This window comes from Enterobacter sp. 50588862, assembly GCF_001462935.1.
GTDB lineage: Bacteria > Pseudomonadota > Gammaproteobacteria > Enterobacterales > Enterobacteriaceae > Enterobacter > Enterobacter bugandensis.
The window spans coordinates 931,294-947,866 of sequence record NZ_LNHM01000007.1 but is presented as its reverse complement, the minus strand read 5'-3'; the positions used below and the strand labels follow the sequence as shown (position 1 = coordinate 947,866).

The following is a 16,573-nucleotide window of genomic DNA, read 5'->3' as shown; positions in this document are numbered from 1 at the left end:
CCTCTCCCACAGGGAGAGGGTTAGGGTGAGGGGCAATGACCGCAACACAATCCGAAACTATTCCCGTATCTGACGCGCTCGAGCTTCGCGCCGTCGAAGAGCGTTACACCGCCGAACTGCATAACCTCGTCGTCAAAAACAGAGCCTATCTGCAAACCGCCTTTGACTGGGCGCAGCACGTGGGAACTGAAGATGACACCCGACGCAACGTGCAGAGTAACCAGATGCTGCACCAGCGCGGCTACGCCAAAATGTTTTTGATCTTCAGGGAGGATGCGCTGGTCGGCGTACTGTCGTTTAATGCGATTGAGCCTTCCAACAAAGCCGCGTACATCGGCTACTGGCTGGATGAAGCACATCAGGGGCAGGGGATCCTCTCGCAGTCGCTGCAGGCGTTTATGCGCTACTACGCTGAGCGCGGTGAGATCCGCCGATTTGTGATCAAGTGTCGGGTGGCGAATCAGCACAGCAACAGCGTGGCCCTGCGCAACGGTTTTACGCTGGAAGGGTGCCTGCGGGAAGCGGAATACCTCAATGGCGCCTATGACGATGTGAACATCTACGGCAAAATTTATACCCTATAGCGCCCCCAGGAGCGGCGTGCGGGTGATGCGCTGGTCGCCGTTGATCACCTTTTCACCGCGCAGGTGAATGCTCTCCCCAGCAAAGGCCTCTATCACCGCATCGTCGGTGATTTCTACCCGATGCTCAATCAGCACGTCGCCGCTGATCCGCGCGCGTCCCTGAATCACCACTTTATCATCCAGCATGATCGGCCCGCCGCGCAGCCATGCCTGACCGCCGATCAGGACGTGGTGCTTGATGATGCAGTTTCCTTCCACCACGGCGTTCTCGGCAATCTGAGAGCTGTAGCGCACGGTAGGGATGGCGTCATCGTCGAAACCGGCTATCACGCGGGCGTTGCCGTACACTTTGGCACAGTCGCACACCCAGACGTTGTTGAGTTCGTTACCTTCAAGGATCGCGCAGTCGAACACTTCGGCGCGGTGCTCAACAAACGCGTTATTCACCATCGCCTCGCCGTATATTTGTGCCTGATGCACAATGCGCGATCGGCTTACCGTCGCCTTGCCGTAGATTTGCAGGATCTGGTCGTGGTCCGGCGTGAGGCCTTTAGCGGCAATGATGACGCTGTTGTGCAGGACGCGCGCGTCGCCGTAAAGATGGCACTCACCCCGCACGCAGGAGTGCTGAATTGTGACGTTGTCACTTATTCGCGCCCCGTGGCTGACCTCTGCGGCGTCAAGCCAGCAGTTATCGCCGATATGCGCGTCATGGCTGACGGTGCACGGCAGGGTCAGGCGCGCGTTGCCGGACACGGTTGCGCCAGCGAATACCACGCTGTTTTCATCGTAGATCCAGCAGTCTCCGTCCTGCGCAAGGGCGCGCTCATCGTCAATCCAGCCGCCTTTCGTGCCGGCCTTCACATCGTTAAAGTCCACCGTAGCGATAATCTGCCGCAGCGTCGTTGAGTGGGATGTTTCGCCATTTTTCCATTGCCAGAGCCGGGTTTCATCGCTGAGCCGATACTTATTCATCGTGGGGTCCCTGATATGCGTCTTCACTAAACGTAGCAAACTTTCGGCTTTCCGTTGTGCTGGCATCCGTTGCTGAAACCCCTTAAAATGGCATTTAAAATACATTTTAAAAATTCAAATTAATGGATAAATTAAACAAACCTGAACAGGCGCTTAACCTTCCCGCAGGCTATTTTGGCATGGTGCTGGGCATCATCGGCATGGGTTTCGCCTGGCGATACGCCAGCACCCTGTGGCCGGTGACGCGCTGGCCGGGTGAGATTCTGGTCGCTCTCGCAGTTGCCTGCTGGTTTTTACTGACGACGGCGTTTATTACCCGTGCGATCCGTTTCCCGCACAGCGTGCTGGCAGAGATGCGCCACCCGGTGATGAGCAGCTTCGTCAGCCTTTTTCCGGCCACCACCATGCTGGTCGCCATCGGTTTTGTGCCCTGGTTCCGCCCGGTATCGCTGGCGCTGTTCGGCGTGGGCGTGATGTTACAGCTTGCTTATTCCGCCTGGCAAAGCGCCGGGCTCTGGCGAGGCAGGCACCCGCAGGAGGCCACCACGCCCGGATTGTATCTGCCGACGGTGGCGAATAATTTCATCAGCGCGATGGCGTGCGGTGCTCTGGGGTTCAACGATGCAGGGCTCGTTTTTCTCGGCGCGGGCGTCTTTTCCTGGCTCAGCCTGGAGCCGGTGATCCTCCAGCGTCTTCGCAGCGCCGGGGAGCTTCCCACCGCGCAGCGCACCGCTTTAGGCATTCAGCTGGCGCCCGCGCTGGTGGCGTGCAGCGCCTGGTTTAGCGTCAACGGTGGGGAAGCCGACACCTTCGCCAAAATGCTGTTCGGCTACGGCCTGTTGCAGTTGCTCTTTATGCTGCGCCTGCTGCCGTGGTATGTGTCTCAGCCGTTTAACGCCTCCTTCTGGAGTTTCTCGTTTGGCGTGTCGGCTCTGGCTACCACCGGGCTGCATCTGGGTCACGGCAGTTCGTCTGGATTCTTCCACGCCATTGCCGTGCCGCTGTTTATCTTTACCAATCTCATCATTGGGATGCTGTTGGTCCGTACGTTTATTCTGCTGATTCAGGGCAAACTTCTGGTGCGCACTGATAAGGCACTGCTTATGCAATCTGAGGAAAAATAATGGCTGTCGATGAAAATTACTTCACAGAGAAATATGGCTTAACCCGTACGCATTCAGAGGTGCTGTACAGCGCGGGGATCGTAAAGCCCGGCAAGACATTGGATCTGGGCTGCGGAAATGGCCGCAACAGCCTTTACCTGGCGGCCAACGGCCACGAGGTGACCGCCTGGGATAAAAACCCGATGAGCGTTGATAACATTGAGCGCATCAAGGCGGCAGAAGGGATTGAGAATCTGCACACTGCCGTCAAAGATCTTAACAGCCTGAGCTTTGACGGCGAGTACGACTTTATTCTCTCCACCGTGGTGCTGATGTTCCTGGAGGCGAAAACCATTCCGGGCCTTATCGCCAACATGCAGCGCTGCACCAAACCCGGCGGCTACAACCTGATCGTTGCCGCGATGGACACGGCGGATTACCCGTGCACCGTCGGCTTCCCGTTTGCGTTCAAAAGCGGTGAGCTGAGCAGCTACTACGAAGGCTGGGAGCTGCTGAAATACAACGAAGAGGTTGGCGAACTGCACCGCACCGATGAAAACGGCAACCGCATCAAGCTGCGCTTTGCCACTATGCTGGCGCGCAAGCCCGCTTAACGGGCGGCCAGCAGGCAGATCTGCAGGGCAGTCTTGTAAGACGCCTCGAACGACGACAGCGGCAGGAACTCAAACTTCGAGTGGAAATTATGCGCGCCGGTGAAGAAGTTCGGGGTGAGTAGCCCTTTTGCCGACAGCGCCGCACCGTCCGTGCCGCCGCGCATAGGGATCGGCTTTGGGGTGATGCCGAGCGATTCCATCGCCTCAAACATCAGGTCGATGGCGCGCCGGTCTTCACCAATCGCATTGCTGATGTTGCTGTAGGTATCTTCAATGCGATAGTCGACCTTCGCCGTCGGGTGTTGGGCGGCAATCAGCGCGGCGACGTCCGCAATCTGCTGCTTGCGGGCGTCAAAGCTGGCTTTATCAAAATCGCGAATATTAGCCTTTAGCACGGCGTCGTTCTGTCCGGCCTGAATGCCGTTAAACCAGATATAGCCCTCGCGGCCCTCGGTGCACTCCGGGGTTTGCTGGCGGTCGAAATGGCTGATGAAGTCGGTCGCCATCAATAACGGGTTCACCAGTACCCCTTTGGCGGACATCGGGTGCGCCGTCACGCCGGTGAAGTGGATCTCTGCCGCTGCCGCGTTAAAATTCTCGTAAACAATTTCTCCCAGCTCACAGCAGTCGATGGTCCAGGCAAAGTCCACGTCGAAGCGTTTCAGATCCAACGCCTTGGCGCCGTTCAGGCCAATCTCTTCGTCGGGCACAAACGCGACCACAATGTCGCCATGCTGATGCTCAGCGGTGAGGTTTTCCAGTACGGTCATTACCACCGTCACCGCCGCTTTATTGTCTGCGCCCAATACGCTGGTACCGTCGCTGAAAATAATCTCCTCATTCGGATAAGCCAGAATTTCCGGGTGCTCGTTCACGCGCAGCCAGATGTCTTTTTCCTTATTCAGACAGAGATCTTCACCATTAAACGTTAATATTTGCGGATGAATATTCGGTGATAAACCGACGTCAACGGTATCAATGTGGGTAATAAAGCCGATGCGCGGCGCGCCGGGCACGTTGCCTTTTTTCACTGCCGTCACGGTCGCGAATTCGTCAATCACGATGTCGTCTAACCCCAGCTGCGCCAGCTCCTGCGCCAGCTCTCGCGCCATGTCGTGCTGGCCCGGCGTCGAGGGCAGAGTTTTCACTTTCGGATCGCTCTGGCTGGTAATCGCAAGATAGCGGAAAAAACGGTGCGTTAATTGTCTGGAAAGCGGCGAGCCCATAGTGTTTTCTTCCTTATTTATTTTTCGGGTGTTTGCCACTTCACTTTAATGTTATTTATGAAATGGCAAAAGAATTAATTAGCCGTCGAATTAAAAAGACAGGAATAAATGATGACAAGCAAACGCACAACGTTAACGCTGGCACTCGCTGCGCTCACGGTCAGTTCCACCGTAGCCGCGAAAACGCTGGTGTATTGCTCCGAAGGGTCACCGGAAAACTTTAATCCCCAGTTATACACCTCGGGCACCAGCGTGGATGCCAGCGCAGTGCCGGTCTACAACCGGCTGGTCGATTTCAAACCCGGCACCACGGAGCTGGTGCCGAGCCTGGCAGAGCGCTGGGAGGTGAGCGACGACGGTAAGGTTTATACCTTCCATCTGCGTAAAGGGGTGAAGTTTCAGAGCAATAAATTCTTCACGCCGACCCGCGATTTTAACGCCGATGACGTGATCTTCTCGTTTATGCGCCAGAAGGACGTTAACCATCCCTATCACAACGTCTCAAACGGCAGCTATTCCAACTTCGAAAGCCTGGAGTTTGGCAGCCTGATTACCGCTATTGATAAAGTCGATGACCACACGGTGCGCTTTACCCTGGCGCACCCTGAAGCGCCGTTTGTTGCGGATCTGGCATGGTATTTTGCCTCGATCCTCTCCGCGGAGTATGCCGATGCAATGTTGAAAGCGGGCACGCCGGAGAAGGTGGATATGCAGCCCATTGGCACCGGGCCGTTTAAGCTGGCGCAGTATCAGAAGGATTCCCGCATTCTGTTTACGGCGTTTGCCGACTACTGGCAGGGGAAATCAAAGCTGGACAGGCTGGTCTTTACCATCACCCCGGATCCTTCCGTGCGTTTTGCCAAAATTGAGAAAAACGAATGCCAGGTGATGCCGTTCCCGAACCCGGCGGATCTGCCGCGCATGAAGGCCAATAAAGATATTACGCTGATGAGCAAGGCCGGGCTGAACACGGGTTTCCTGGCGTTTAATACCCAAAAGCCGCCGCTGGATAACGTGAAGGTTCGCCAGGCGCTGGCGATGGCGATCAATAAGCCGGCCATTATCGACGCGGTGTTCCACGGCACCGGCACCGCGGCGAAAAACCTGCTGCCGCCGGGCGTCTGGAGCGCTGACAGCGAGCTGAAGGATTACGATTACGATCCTGAAAAAGCCAAAGCGTTGCTGAAAGAGGCCGGTTTAGCCGGCGGCATGAGTATTGACCTGTGGGCGATGCCCGTCCAGCGGCCCTATAACCCGAACGCCAGACGGATGGCGGAGATGATTCAGGCTGACTGGGCGAAGGTGGGGGTGCAGACCAAAATTGTCACCTACGAATGGGGCGAATATCTCAAGCGCGTGAAGGACGGTGAACATCAGGCTGCCCTGATGGGCTGGACGACCGCAACGGGCGACCCGGATAACTTCTTTGGCCCGCTGTTTACCTGCACCTCGGCCAACGGCGGTTCGAATTCGGCGAAGTGGTGCTATAAGCCGTTTGATAAAATTATCGCGGAAGCAAAATCAACTACCGATCGCGACAAGCGCGTAGCGCTGTATAAAGAGGCGCAGCAGATCATGCATGACCAGATGCCGGCGGTCATGATTGCGCATTCAACGATCTTCGAACCGGTGCGCAAAGAGGTGACAGGTTACGAAATCGATCCGTTTGGCAAACATTTGTTCTGGCAGGTGGATATTAATCAGTAATTTTCTATGCCCGGTACGCTGCCGGGCACTCTTTTCGCAATTTGTGCTCCCCACGTCATTTTTTGTCACAACAAACCCGCCGAACTTTTGCTATAACTTCAAATGCATACTTGCAGATTACATGGAAAACTATCATGCGTACTCAAACTTTTTTTAAAGTTGCAGTGCTTACGGGTTTATTGGCAGTGGCGGGCTGTTCTTCAAAAGTCGCGGCTCCAGAACAATATTCAGGCTTTTTAAAAGATTATTCCGGCTTGCAGCAGACGACGTCTGCAACGGGTAAACCAACGCTGCGTTGGGTTGACCCTTCTTATAACGAAGCCAACTATGACAGCATTATCTGGACGCCGATTACCTATTATCCAGCGCCAAAACCAACCACTCAGATTGGTAAAAGAACGCTTGATGAGCTGCTGGATTACACCAATAACAAAATGAAAACGGCTATTGGTACCCGTAAGCCGATTGTGACCACACCGGGTAAACACAGCCTGATTTTCCGCGGTGCTATTACCGGGGTGAGTTCGCAGAAAGAAGGCCTGCAGTTCTATGAAGTGGTGCCGGTCGCGCTGGTGGTAGCAGGTACGCAGATGGCTACCGGCCATCGCACCATGGATACCCATCTCTACTTTGAAGGTGAGCTGATCGACGCGGCCACCAATAAACCGGTGATGAAGGTGGTTCGTAAAGGTGAAGGTAAAGAGCTGAATAACGAAAGTACGCCGATGACCTTTGCGACGCTGAAGCAGGTTGTTGACGACATGGCGACGGACGCCACCATGTTTGACGTGCATAAAACAGCGAAATAACGTTAAGCGGCCTGCATTGCGCAGGCCGTTTTTTTTACGCCGTACGCAGGCGCCTGAACCAGGTCTCTGGTTTCGTGAACATCACCATATTCCCGCCCAGAATCAGCAGCAAACCGACGATACCGTTGATGTGCCAGACGTAGCCTTCATACACCGTTGAGATAGAGAGCGCCACCAGCGGGAAGAGCAGCGTACTGTAGGCCGCTTTCCCGGGGCCGATATGTCCCACCAGGGTGAAGTAGGCGCCAAAGGCAATCACCGAGCCGAATAGGGCCAGATAGAGCAGCGCGCCCATGTAGGTGACCGTCCATTCCGGGGTAAAACTGTCGCCTCTGAAGAGCGCAATAACCCCCATCACCAGCGTGCCGTAAAGCATAGCCCAGGCGTTGGTGGTCATGGTTTCCAGACCTCTGCGCTGATGGCGCATGCTGATCATATTGCCCAGTGAGAAGCCGTACGTGCCGAGGGCGGAAAGGCCAATGCCCGTCAGGAGCGATACGCTCCAGCCGCTGGCCAGCAGGTCGTCCCAGAAAAGGGTCACGATCCCCACAAGACCCAGCGCCGCCGCCGTCCAGAAACGCGCGGGCGGGCGCTGTCCAAAGAAAATAAAACAGTTAATGGCGTTGTAGAGCACCGCCATGGAGAAGATCACCGATTCCAGCCCGGTGTTGATGTGTGCCGCCGCGGTATAAAAACACCAGAAGTTAAAGCAGAAGACGCAGCATCCCTGAATCATGCAGAACAGATGATCCCGCAGCGCCAGCTTACGCAACCGGCGCAGGGCAAGTAACACCACCATCATCGTGGCGCTGGCCACCGCGAAACGCCAGAAAATGGAGACTGGGGCGGGTACGGGACCCTGCTGCAGGAAAATGGCAATCCAGGTGGTTCCCCAGATGATCACCACCAGTCCGTATAATAACGCGTTCATATTTTTTCTCTTCTCAAACCACGGAAGCCCGCAGTATGGCGCTGTCATCGCTCTGGGGCTTTCACCGGTTTGCGGTAGACTTGCAAAATCTTGCGCTTTTTTCTTTTCCGGGGGCTGGCAACGGGGGACAACAGTTCTTAGACTGACAGTTCACTCAATAACGCGCTAACGGTTATGTCTCACGCTTACGATACCTTTGAAACGCTTCGCCAGCAGAATGCGGTCCTGCGGGAAACGGTCGCGCTCAATTCCGGCATTCAGCTGGCGGCGTGGTACAACAAGCACGATACGATAACGGTTAAAAGCAATCATCATACCCTTAGCCTGTACGTTGCCGACGGTTACGAGAGCTATCAAAAGACGCCGGGCGGCTGGAAGAACGGCGGGGGACCGGACCGTTTCTGTCTGATGCCGAAAGAGAGCGAATCGACGTGGGATATCCGCGATGACCTGTCGTTTGTCCATCTCTACTGCACCGATGAGCACCTGCGCGATGTGGGCGAAAAAATCTGGGACAAGCGGCCCCTGTCGCTGACTCTGGACGAGCGCATTTTTGGCAGCGACCCGAAAATCACCGCGCTGTACCGCCAGTTTCTGCTCGGCTGCGACTGGCATCAGCAGGCCAACCAGCTCACCCTGAGCACGGCCTCAACGCTGCTGTTGACCCACCTGCTGCAAAACTACGCCAACGTTCAGTGGAAGCTCCCGGTCGTTACCGGCGGGCTATCGCCGTTTGTTCTGCGCAACGTGCTGGCTTTTATTGAAGAAAACCTCGGACAGCCCCTGACGCTGGCCGATCTGGCGGCGCAGGCCGCACTCAGCGAATATCATTTTGCCCGCATGTTCCGCCAGTCGACGGGGCTGGCGCCGCATCAGTACGTTATGCAACGGCGCATGGAAAAAGCGAAAAACCTGGTGCAGCATACCTCGACGCCGCTGACGGATATCGCGCTGGCCTGCGGGTTTAACTCCGCCAGCCACTTCAGTAACCGTTTTCGCAGCGTCATGGGCATCACGCCGTCACAGCTGCGCGCGGCGAGCGCGTGAAAACAGGGCATAGCTTAAGCCGCCCAGCACCAGCCCCCAGAATGCCGAGCCGATGCCCAGGATCGTGACGCCGCTTGCGGTCATCAGAAACGTGACGATAGCCGCGTCGCGCTCCGCTTCATGATTCAGCGCCTGATATAAACTCCCGCTGATGGTACCCAGCAGCGCCAGACCGGCCAGCGTCTGGATCCAACTGAGCGGCAGCGCAGCCATTATCCCGGTGATGGATCCGCCGAACACTCCCGCCAGCAGATAAAACCCGCCCGCGGCGATAGCCGCCAGCCAGCGTTTACCGGTATCGGGGTGGGCATCCGGGCTTTGACAGATAGCGGCGGTAATGGCGGCTATGCAGATGGAAAAGACGCCGAAGGGGGACAGCAGCAGCGCCAGCCCGCCCGTAAAAATAATGAGCGGTGAGACCGCCAGCGGATAGCCGGACGCTTTCATGGTCGCGAAACCGGGCGCATTTTGCGAGGCCATGGTCACCAGGAAGAAGGGCAAGCCGATGCTCACCAGGCTGGTGAAGGTGAACGTGGGCGCAATAAACTCAGGTGTGACGAAGGAAATGGTGATTTTATCCGTGACAACGTCACCTCCCGCCCACGCCACGATCCCGCCCACCAGCAGCGTGACGACGATCGCATAGCGCGGTGCCAGCGCTTTCGCCAGCAGCCACGCGGCAATCATGCTGCCGCACAGCAGAAAGCGCCCGTCCAGATGGGCAAACGCATGCAGCCCAAACTGCAGGAGTACGCCTGCCAGCATGGCCGCAGCCAGTGAGTGTGGGATCAGCTTCATCAGGCGGGCGAAAAGCCCGGTCATGCCGCAGAGTAAAATGAGCGCGTTGGCGAAGATAAACACGCCGATTGTCTCGGCAAGCGTCACGCCGTGCAGGCTGGTGGCGAGCAGCGCCGCGCCGGGCGTAGACCAGGCGGTCAGCACCGGAGCTTTATACCACCAGGAGAGCGCCAGCGTGCTGACGCCCATCCCAACCCCCAGCGCGGTCATCCAGCCCGCAATCTGCTGCGCGCTGGCGCCTGCCGCCGCGGCGGCCTGCCAGATGATGGCTGCCGAACTGGCGTAACCGACCAGAACGGCGACAAATCCAGCCAGTACGACTGGAACGAGATGAGAGGTAGGGCGCATAGAAACTCCGCTGTGCGTTATAACGTCCGCGATAAGGTAACACTGTGCGCTATAGCGTACAAGTGGTATGCTCAGGGCCATCAGGAGGGAGCATGGACATTACACAACATCTTGCAGCAACGCTGAAAACGCTGCGCCAGGCGCGCGGCTGGAGTTTGTCGAAGCTGGCGGACGAAACGGGCGTGTCGAAAGCGATGCTCGGGCAAATCGAGCGCAATGAGTCCAGCCCGACGGTGTCGACGCTGTGGAAAATCGCCACCGGGCTGAACGTCCCGTTTTCCGCTTTCATTACGCCAGAGGCGGACAGGCCAGCTGTGTTTGATTCACAGCAGCAGGCGATGGTGATCAAACCGCTCTTTCCCTGGGATGAGACGCTCCGGTTCGATCATTTCTCCATCACGCTGGCACCGGGTGCCCTGAGCGAGTCCACGCCGCATGAGGCAGGCGTGATTGAACATGTGGTGGTCATCAGCGGCGAGCTGGAGATGAACATCAACGACGAGTGGCAGACGGTTCATGCCGATTCTGGCGTCCGTTTTGCCGGCGATAAACCGCACGCCTACCGCAACAGCAGCGACCGGCCGGTGCATTTTCACTCTCTGATCCATTATCCCCGCTGAGGCTACGCAAAACTGTTTCGCTGACGCATACTTCTGACTACAATAGCCGCCATTTTGACCATAACGGATAACGACGAAGTATGCGCCTGCAATCCCATCATCTTGAACTTTTAAGCCCGGCCCGCGACGCCGCCATTGCCCGTGAAGCGATCCTTCATGGCGCTGACGCCGTCTACATCGGCGGCCCTGGCTTCGGTGCCCGCCATAACGCCAGCAACAGCCTGCGCGATATTGCCGATCTGGTGCCGTTCGCCCACCGTTTCGGGGCGAAAGTGTTCGTGACCCTGAACACCATTCTTCATGATGATGAGCTGGAGCCCGCGCAGCGTCTGATTACCGATCTCTACCAGACCGGCGTCGATGCCCTGATTGTTCAGGACATGGGCGTGCTTGAGCTGGATATTCCGCCTATCGAACTGCATGCCAGCACCCAGTGCGATATCCGCACGGTTGAGAAGGCGAAGTTTCTCTCCGACGTGGGCTTTTCGCAGATCGTTCTGGCCCGCGAGCTGAACCTCAATCAGATCCGCGATATTCACCAGGCAACCGACGCGACGATCGAATTCTTTATCCACGGCGCGCTGTGCGTGGCCTATTCCGGCCAGTGCAACATCTCCCACGCGCAGACGGGCCGCAGCGCCAACCGCGGCGACTGCTCGCAGGCCTGCCGTCTGCCGTATACCCTGAAAGACGACCAGGGTCGCGTGGTGGCGTTCGAAAAACACCTGCTTTCCATGAAGGATAACGATCAGACCGCCAACCTGGGCGCGCTGATCGACGCGGGCGTGCGTTCCTTCAAGATTGAAGGGCGCTACAAAGATATGAGCTACGTGAAGAACATCACCGCGCACTATCGCCAGATGCTGGACGCCATCATCGAAGATCGCGGTGACCTGGCGCGCGCCTCGGCCGGTCGTACCGAACATTTCTTTATTCCGTCAACGGACAAAACCTTCCACCGCGGCAGCACGGACTATTTCGTGAACGCCCGCAAAGGGGATATCGGCGCGTTTGACTCACCGAAGTTTATCGGTTTACCGGTCGGTGAAGTGTTGAAAGTGGCGAAAGATTACCTGGACGTTGAAGTGACCGAGCCGCTGGCGAACGGCGACGGCCTGAACGTGATGATTAAGCGTGAAGTGGTGGGCTTCCGCGCCAACACGGTCGAAAAAACCGGCGAGAACCGCTACCGCGTCTGGCCGAATGAAATGCCTGCCGATCTCTACAAGGCAAGGCCGAACGCGCCGCTCAACCGTAACCTGGATCATAACTGGCAGCAGGCGTTGCTGAAAACCTCCAGCGAGCGTCGCATCGCGGTGGACATTGAGCTGGGCGGCTGGGAAGAGCAGCTGATCCTGACCATGACCTGCGAAGACGGCATCAGCGTAACGCATACCCTTGATGGCCTGTTCGAGGTGGCAAACAACGCGGATAAAGCGCTTAACAGCCTGAAGGACGGCGTAGCGAAGCTGGGCCAGACGATTTACTACGCGCGCGCCATCGAGGTTAATCTGCCGGACGCGCTGTTCGTGCCGAACAGCCTGCTGAACCAGTTCCGCCGCGAAACGGCAGAGATGCTGGATGCCGCACGCCTGGCGCAGTATCCGCGCGGCAGCCGTAAGGCCGAATCCGTTCCTGCGCCTGTGTATCCGGACACCCATTTATCGTTCCTGGCCAACGTTTACAACCATAAAGCGCGTGAATTTTATCATCGCCACGGTGTGCAGCTTATCGACGCGGCCTATGAAGCGCACGAAGAGAAGGGCGATGTGCCGGTTATGATCACCAAGCACTGCCTGCGCTTTGCTTTTAACCTGTGCCCGAAACAGGCGAAAGGGAATATTAAAAGCTGGAAGGCCACCCCCATGCAGCTGGTCAACGGTGACGAAGTCCTGACCCTGAAGTTTGACTGCCGTCCTTGTGAAATGCATGTTATCGGCAAAATGAAAAACCACATTTTCAAAATGCCACCGCCGGGCAGCATCGTTGCGTCCGTGAGCCCGGACGATCTGATGAAAACCCTTCCGAAACGCAAGGGCAGTTAATTACCTTACGTGCGTGTCCGGTTTGCGCGATTTCTGCCACAGGTGGTGTTCGCGCAAACCCTCCGCTGACTCTTCCGCTGCACTGCGTAACTCGTCACTGTCGGCCTCATGCCGCAGCTGATGATCCACATTCTTTACCCAAACATATTCATGCCCTTTGTGCCCGGCCATCAGCTGGCCGGAAAACAGCGCACAAATAAGCATGACGAGAGATAACCCTTTTTTCACCATGGTTTCACCGCTGAATAACATTGCGGGAATAAGCATGCCGATTATTACTTCTCGTTATTATTCAATAATTCAAAGTACGGCAAAGAAAGTGTCAAATACTGTAGGATCGGAATTCTTCTTAAGAAATATCCTAAAAACGAATTACGCGTTGTAAACTACCTGTTCTGGTACGGAAACAGACATTTACTTTAAGGATAATCCTATATAATAGAGGTTCTCTGGCTAAGGAATGAGTCTAAATAAATGAAAAAAATAATCGCACTTGCGCTCCTCGTGGCTGCCGTTGGGGCTACCGCAGGATTTCGCTATATCGGTAATGACGAACCAGAATATATTCAGTCCGCTGAAATTCGCGTTGGTTCCTATTTAACCAGCGACTATGGACGCGTAGCCTGCACTAGTAAAAGAGTAAATGAACAGCGCTGGGAATTAGACTGCACCCATCCGGCACGGGGAAAAACATTCCAGTTTGCGGTATATCCCTCTGAAAAGGCTCCCTATGGCGTATCGCGATCGTTTTATCTCGAGGCCCTTAACGATGATGCCAGGCAGAGCGCTGAGCAGGGCCTGATGCGCTATTTACAAATCAACACCAGCGCGAGTTAATCATGCTGTTTAGCTTTCGTTGAGACAGCCAGTGTTAGTTTGTATGAGATCCGCTGCCCGACCATGGAGCGTCGGGGACGTAGAGACCAAAATACAAATCTATCCATGCAAGCATTTACCGCCAGATAATGGCGGTTTTTTTTGCGCTTTTGCCGCTAGCGGGCAGTATCAGAACGTGAAAATTGTTTGCGATACTGAGCCGGGGAAAGCGCGAACTGCTGACGAAAATGATGACGCAGCGTCGACGCCTGACCAAACCCGGTCTGTTCCGCGATGCTGTCGATGCTTAAACGGCTGCTCTCCAGATAATCTTTTGCTCTCAGCAGGCGCTCATTGAGCAGCCAGCGTGCGGGCGTCGTGCCCGTTGCCGCCTCGAAGCGACGAAGAAAGGTGCGCTGGCTCATGCCGACCCGACGCGCCAGCGAATCGACGCTGTGCGGCTCGATAAGGTGCGTGTGCAGAAAATCAAACAGCTGGCCCAGGCGCTGGCTCTCACGCAGCTGCGCCACCGGGCGGCTCAGCTGCTGCGGCTGTGAACCATCCCGGTGAGGGGGGATCACCAGCCGACGCGCCACGCTGTTGGCGGTTTCCATGCCATAGTCCCGCCGGACGACGTGCAGACAGAGATCGATCCCCGCCGCGCTGCCCGCGGAGGTCAGGATATCGCCCTCATCCTGGTAGAGCACATCCTCAACCACCTCGATGTCAGGGTAGCGGACCTTAAGCGCGTCAATGTAGCGCCAGTGCGTCGTGGCTTTACGTCCGTTCAGCAGCCCCGTAGCGGCCAGCACGAACACGCCCGAGCAGATGGACAGCAGCTGACATCCGCGCGCGCTGGCCTGGCGCAGCGCCTCGCAGAGCGCCGGAGGAACCGGTGGGTCCAGCCCCCGCCAGCCGGGAACCACGATCAGGTCCGCCGACGCAAGCAGGCTCAAGTCCCCATCGGTAACGATGCGGATCCCGCCGGTCGCCCGCAGTTCGCCGCTATCCACGCTCGCCACCGCAAAACGATACCAGTCGTCGCCCAGCTCCGGACGCGGCAGGCCAAAAATCTCAACCGCCACGCCAAACTCAAAGGTACATAGCCCGTCATATGCCAGCACCACCACCTGCGGGCGGGTAACCTGTCTTAAGTTTGTCATCTTTTTGCTGTTTTCTGGCATAAGCGAGCGCATTCACGGGCTGAATTTGTGGATAGAGTAGTGTTAACACAAACGCCAAAGATGAGGAAGGATCATGAGCTATGTTACTGAATTTCCGGCTGCCGAGCCGCAGGAAGCCGTTACCCATTTTCTGCGTCGCCTGAGCGTCGAAACCGACTGCGCCGACGTGCATCACGCCATCGCCAATAATGAGCAGGACTTCGTGCTGCTGCATGTGGTGGGGAGCCCGGAGCAGTTTGCCCGCCGCCATGTGCCGGGCGCTCTGCATATGCCGTGGAGCCAGATGACCGCTGAGCGCATGGCCCAATGGCCGGAAGGTACGCTGTTTGTCGTCTACTGTGCGGGGCCACACTGTAACGGCGCGGACAGGGCGGCGCTGAAGCTGGCGCGTCTCGGGCTGCCGGTCAAAATCATGCTCGGCGGCATCACCGGCTGGGAAGATGAACGCTACGCCTTTGCCAGCCAGGCGCACGCTGACGCGCTGTGAAGATGAATTTTTTTCAACACCCGTGAAATTTTCTCGTTTGCCGGAAACGGTAAGGTATGACATCTTTTTTGGACATTTAGACATCCAGAAGTCTAAAGATTCAAATGATGAATTATCACTGCGGGCAATCAATACCGGCAGACTGAGGAGATTTCCATGCAACGACAGCACGCCCCATACCGCGCCGACGTAGTCGGCAGCTTTTTACGCCCGGATGCCATCAAGCAGGCTCGCCTGAAGTTCGCCAGCGGCGAGATTGATGCCGGACAGCTTCGCGCGGTGGAGGACGAGGCTATTCGCCACGTCGTCGAGCAGCAGTGCGCGTGCGGCCTGCATGTGGTGACCGACGGTGAATTTCGCCGTGCCTGGTGGCACTTCGATTTCTTCGACGGTCTTCAGGGCGTTGAGCGTTACGATTCACAGCAGGGGATTCAGTTCAACGGAGTACAAACCAAAGCCCACGGCGTGCGCGTGACCGGCAAGCTGGGCTTTGGCGACCACCCGATGCTGGAAGACTTCCGCTATCTGAAAAGCATCAGCGGCAATGCCCAGCCGAAGATGACCATTCCCAGCCCAAGCGTGCTCCATTTCCGCGGCGGGCGCAAAGACATCGACGCGACGGTGTATCCTGATCTGAACGACTATTTCGACGATCTGGCAACCACCTGGCGCGACGCGATACGCGCATTCTACGACGCGGGCTGCCGTTATCTGCAGTTGGACGACACCGTCTGGGCCTACCTCTGCTCGGACGACCAGCGCCGTCAGATCCGCGAGCGCGGCGACGATGCCGATGAGCTGGCGCAAATCTATGCCCGCGTACTGAACAAGGCTCTGGAAGGCAAGCCGGAGGATCTGACCATCGGGCTGCACGTCTGCCGCGGTAACTTCCGTTCAACCTGGATTTCCGAAGGCGGCTACGAGCCGGTGGCGGAAGTGCTGTTCGGGACGGTCAACGTTGACGCATTCTTCCTGGAATACGATAACGACCGCAGCGGGGATTTCGCGCCGCTGCGCTTCGTTCGCCCGGGCAAGCAGCAGGTGGTGCTGGGCCTGATCACCACGAAAAACGGTGAGCTGGAGAACCCGGAAGGCGTGAAGGCCCGTCTGGAAGAGGCGGCGAAATACGTGGCGAAAGAGCAAATCTGCCTCAGCCCGCAGTGCGGTTTTGCCTCCACCGAAGAGGGCAACAGCCTGAGCGAGTCCCAGCAGTGGGATAAGGTCCGTCTGGTGACGCAGATCGCCAGCGAAGTCTGGTAAAACCGCTTCCTCAGCGCTG

The 16,573-nt window shown here is 56.9% G+C and carries 17 protein-coding genes; 11 read left to right on the top strand and 6 right to left on the bottom strand.

The window, feature by feature from the left end; translation table 11 throughout:
* Positions 1-35 precede the first annotated feature (35 nt).
* On the top strand, positions 36-584 hold the full coding sequence (gene rimL / locus APT89_RS04885) for a 50S ribosomal protein L7/L12-serine acetyltransferase (RefSeq protein WP_041910040.1): 549 nt from the start codon (positions 36-38) through the stop codon (positions 582-584).
* Here rimL and ydcK read toward each other — a convergent pair.
* Entirely contained in the window at positions 579-1,559 is a 981-nt protein-coding gene (ydcK, locus tag APT89_RS04880; RefSeq protein ID WP_041910038.1) for a YdcK family protein, read from the bottom strand. The genes rimL and ydcK overlap by 6 nt on opposite strands.
* 122 nt (positions 1,560-1,681) lie before the next feature.
* Here ydcK and tehA point away from each other — a divergent pair, with 122 nt between their 5' ends.
* Positions 1,682-2,683, top strand: coding sequence for a dicarboxylate transporter/tellurite-resistance protein TehA (tehA, locus tag APT89_RS04875; protein WP_060571852.1), 1,002 nt, complete (start codon positions 1,682-1,684; stop codon positions 2,681-2,683).
* Positions 2,683-3,276, top strand: a complete 594-nt coding sequence (gene tehB, locus APT89_RS04870) for a tellurite resistance methyltransferase TehB (protein ID WP_028013116.1) — start codon at positions 2,683-2,685, stop codon at positions 3,274-3,276. The genes tehA and tehB overlap by 1 nt, the downstream gene beginning before the upstream one ends.
* Here tehB and pepT read toward each other — a convergent pair.
* Positions 3,273-4,502: a peptidase T gene (gene pepT, locus APT89_RS04865; protein WP_047365200.1), complete on the bottom strand. Its 1,230-nt coding sequence runs from the start codon at positions 4,500-4,502 to the stop codon at positions 3,273-3,275. The genes tehB and pepT overlap by 4 nt on opposite strands.
* 111 nt (positions 4,503-4,613) lie before the next feature.
* On the opposite strand from pepT, the gene APT89_RS04860 reads away from it, so the two are divergent.
* Complete coding sequence (locus tag APT89_RS04860; protein WP_047368531.1) at positions 4,614-6,209, top strand: ABC transporter substrate-binding protein; 1,596 nt, start codon at positions 4,614-4,616, stop codon at positions 6,207-6,209.
* 134 nt (positions 6,210-6,343) lie between these two features.
* Entirely contained in the window at positions 6,344-7,018 is a 675-nt protein-coding gene (locus tag APT89_RS04855; protein ID WP_041910029.1) for a DUF3313 domain-containing protein, read from the top strand.
* Between the two features lie 34 nt (positions 7,019-7,052).
* Here the strand turns inward: APT89_RS04855 and APT89_RS04850 are convergent, their stop codons facing one another.
* Complete coding sequence (locus APT89_RS04850; protein WP_060571851.1) at positions 7,053-7,949, bottom strand: DMT family transporter; 897 nt, start codon at positions 7,947-7,949, stop codon at positions 7,053-7,055.
* Positions 7,950-8,123: 174 nt separating this feature from the next.
* On the opposite strand from APT89_RS04850, the gene APT89_RS04845 reads away from it, so the two are divergent.
* Positions 8,124-8,996, top strand: a complete 873-nt coding sequence (locus APT89_RS04845; protein WP_041910025.1) for a helix-turn-helix transcriptional regulator — start codon at positions 8,124-8,126, stop codon at positions 8,994-8,996.
* Here the strand turns inward: APT89_RS04845 and APT89_RS04840 are convergent.
* The gene (locus tag APT89_RS04840; RefSeq protein ID WP_060571850.1) at positions 8,970-10,142 is read right to left on the bottom strand and encodes a benzoate/H(+) symporter BenE family transporter; all 1,173 of its coding nucleotides are present in this window, start codon (positions 10,140-10,142) and stop codon (positions 8,970-8,972) included. The genes APT89_RS04845 and APT89_RS04840 overlap by 27 nt on opposite strands.
* Before the next feature lie 92 nt (positions 10,143-10,234).
* Between APT89_RS04840 and APT89_RS04835 the strand changes: the two genes are divergently transcribed.
* Positions 10,235-10,762, top strand: coding sequence for a helix-turn-helix domain-containing protein (locus tag APT89_RS04835; RefSeq protein WP_060571849.1), 528 nt, complete (start codon positions 10,235-10,237; stop codon positions 10,760-10,762).
* Between the two features lie 80 nt (positions 10,763-10,842).
* Complete coding sequence (locus APT89_RS04830) at positions 10,843-12,807, top strand: peptidase U32 family protein (RefSeq protein ID WP_060571848.1); 1,965 nt, start codon at positions 10,843-10,845, stop codon at positions 12,805-12,807.
* On the opposite strand, the gene APT89_RS04825 is transcribed toward APT89_RS04830, so the two are convergent.
* Positions 12,808-13,038, bottom strand: a complete 231-nt coding sequence (locus APT89_RS04825) for a DUF2554 family protein (RefSeq protein ID WP_041912011.1) — start codon at positions 13,036-13,038, stop codon at positions 12,808-12,810.
* A gap of 243 nt (positions 13,039-13,281) precedes the next feature.
* On the opposite strand from APT89_RS04825, the gene APT89_RS04820 reads away from it, so the two are divergent.
* The gene (locus tag APT89_RS04820) at positions 13,282-13,644 is read left to right on the top strand and encodes a hypothetical protein (protein ID WP_041910018.1); all 363 of its coding nucleotides are present in this window, start codon (positions 13,282-13,284) and stop codon (positions 13,642-13,644) included.
* Between the two features lie 155 nt (positions 13,645-13,799).
* On the opposite strand, the gene ftrA is transcribed toward APT89_RS04820, so the two are convergent.
* Complete coding sequence (gene ftrA / locus APT89_RS04815) at positions 13,800-14,807, bottom strand: transcriptional regulator FtrA (RefSeq protein ID WP_041910016.1); 1,008 nt, start codon at positions 14,805-14,807, stop codon at positions 13,800-13,802.
* Positions 14,808-14,880: 73 nt separating this feature from the next.
* On the opposite strand from ftrA, the gene APT89_RS04810 reads away from it, so the two are divergent.
* The gene (locus APT89_RS04810) at positions 14,881-15,294 is read left to right on the top strand and encodes a rhodanese-like domain-containing protein (protein ID WP_041910013.1); all 414 of its coding nucleotides are present in this window, start codon (positions 14,881-14,883) and stop codon (positions 15,292-15,294) included.
* A gap of 156 nt (positions 15,295-15,450) precedes the next feature.
* Entirely contained in the window at positions 15,451-16,554 is a 1,104-nt protein-coding gene (locus APT89_RS04805; protein ID WP_041910011.1) for a cobalamin-independent methionine synthase II family protein, read from the top strand.
* Positions 16,555-16,573: the final 19 nt, after the last annotated feature.

Bases quoted from the DNA above. Each gene is read 5' to 3' on its own strand.
- ydcK (WP_041910038.1), bottom strand. From the start codon at position 1,559: ATGAATAAGTATCGGCTCAGCGATGAAACCCGGCTCTGGCAATGGAAA.
- APT89_RS04840 (WP_060571850.1), bottom strand. From the start codon at position 10,142: ATGCGCCCTACCTCTCATCTCGTTCCAGTCGTACTGGCTGGATTTGTC.
- APT89_RS04855 (WP_041910029.1), top strand. From the start codon at position 6,344: ATGCGTACTCAAACTTTTTTTAAAGTTGCAGTGCTTACGGGTTTATTG.
- APT89_RS04835 (WP_060571849.1), top strand. From the start codon at position 10,235: ATGGACATTACACAACATCTTGCAGCAACGCTGAAAACGCTGCGCCAG.
- APT89_RS04860 (WP_047368531.1), top strand. From the start codon at position 4,614: ATGACAAGCAAACGCACAACGTTAACGCTGGCACTCGCTGCGCTCACG.
- APT89_RS04850 (WP_060571851.1), bottom strand. From the start codon at position 7,949: ATGAACGCGTTATTATACGGACTGGTGGTGATCATCTGGGGAACCACC.
- APT89_RS04825 (WP_041912011.1), bottom strand. From the start codon at position 13,038: ATGGTGAAAAAAGGGTTATCTCTCGTCATGCTTATTTGTGCGCTGTTT.
- rimL (WP_041910040.1), top strand. From the start codon at position 36: ATGACCGCAACACAATCCGAAACTATTCCCGTATCTGACGCGCTCGAG.
- pepT (WP_047365200.1), bottom strand. From the start codon at position 4,502: ATGGGCTCGCCGCTTTCCAGACAATTAACGCACCGTTTTTTCCGCTAT.
- tehA (WP_060571852.1), top strand. From the start codon at position 1,682: ATGGATAAATTAAACAAACCTGAACAGGCGCTTAACCTTCCCGCAGGC.
- APT89_RS04810 (WP_041910013.1), top strand. From the start codon at position 14,881: ATGAGCTATGTTACTGAATTTCCGGCTGCCGAGCCGCAGGAAGCCGTT.
- ftrA (WP_041910016.1), bottom strand. From the start codon at position 14,807: ATGCCAGAAAACAGCAAAAAGATGACAAACTTAAGACAGGTTACCCGC.
- APT89_RS04805 (WP_041910011.1), top strand. From the start codon at position 15,451: ATGCAACGACAGCACGCCCCATACCGCGCCGACGTAGTCGGCAGCTTT.
- APT89_RS04845 (WP_041910025.1), top strand. From the start codon at position 8,124: ATGTCTCACGCTTACGATACCTTTGAAACGCTTCGCCAGCAGAATGCG.
- tehB (WP_028013116.1), top strand. From the start codon at position 2,683: ATGGCTGTCGATGAAAATTACTTCACAGAGAAATATGGCTTAACCCGT.
- APT89_RS04820 (WP_041910018.1), top strand. From the start codon at position 13,282: ATGAAAAAAATAATCGCACTTGCGCTCCTCGTGGCTGCCGTTGGGGCT.
- APT89_RS04830 (WP_060571848.1), top strand. From the start codon at position 10,843: ATGCGCCTGCAATCCCATCATCTTGAACTTTTAAGCCCGGCCCGCGAC.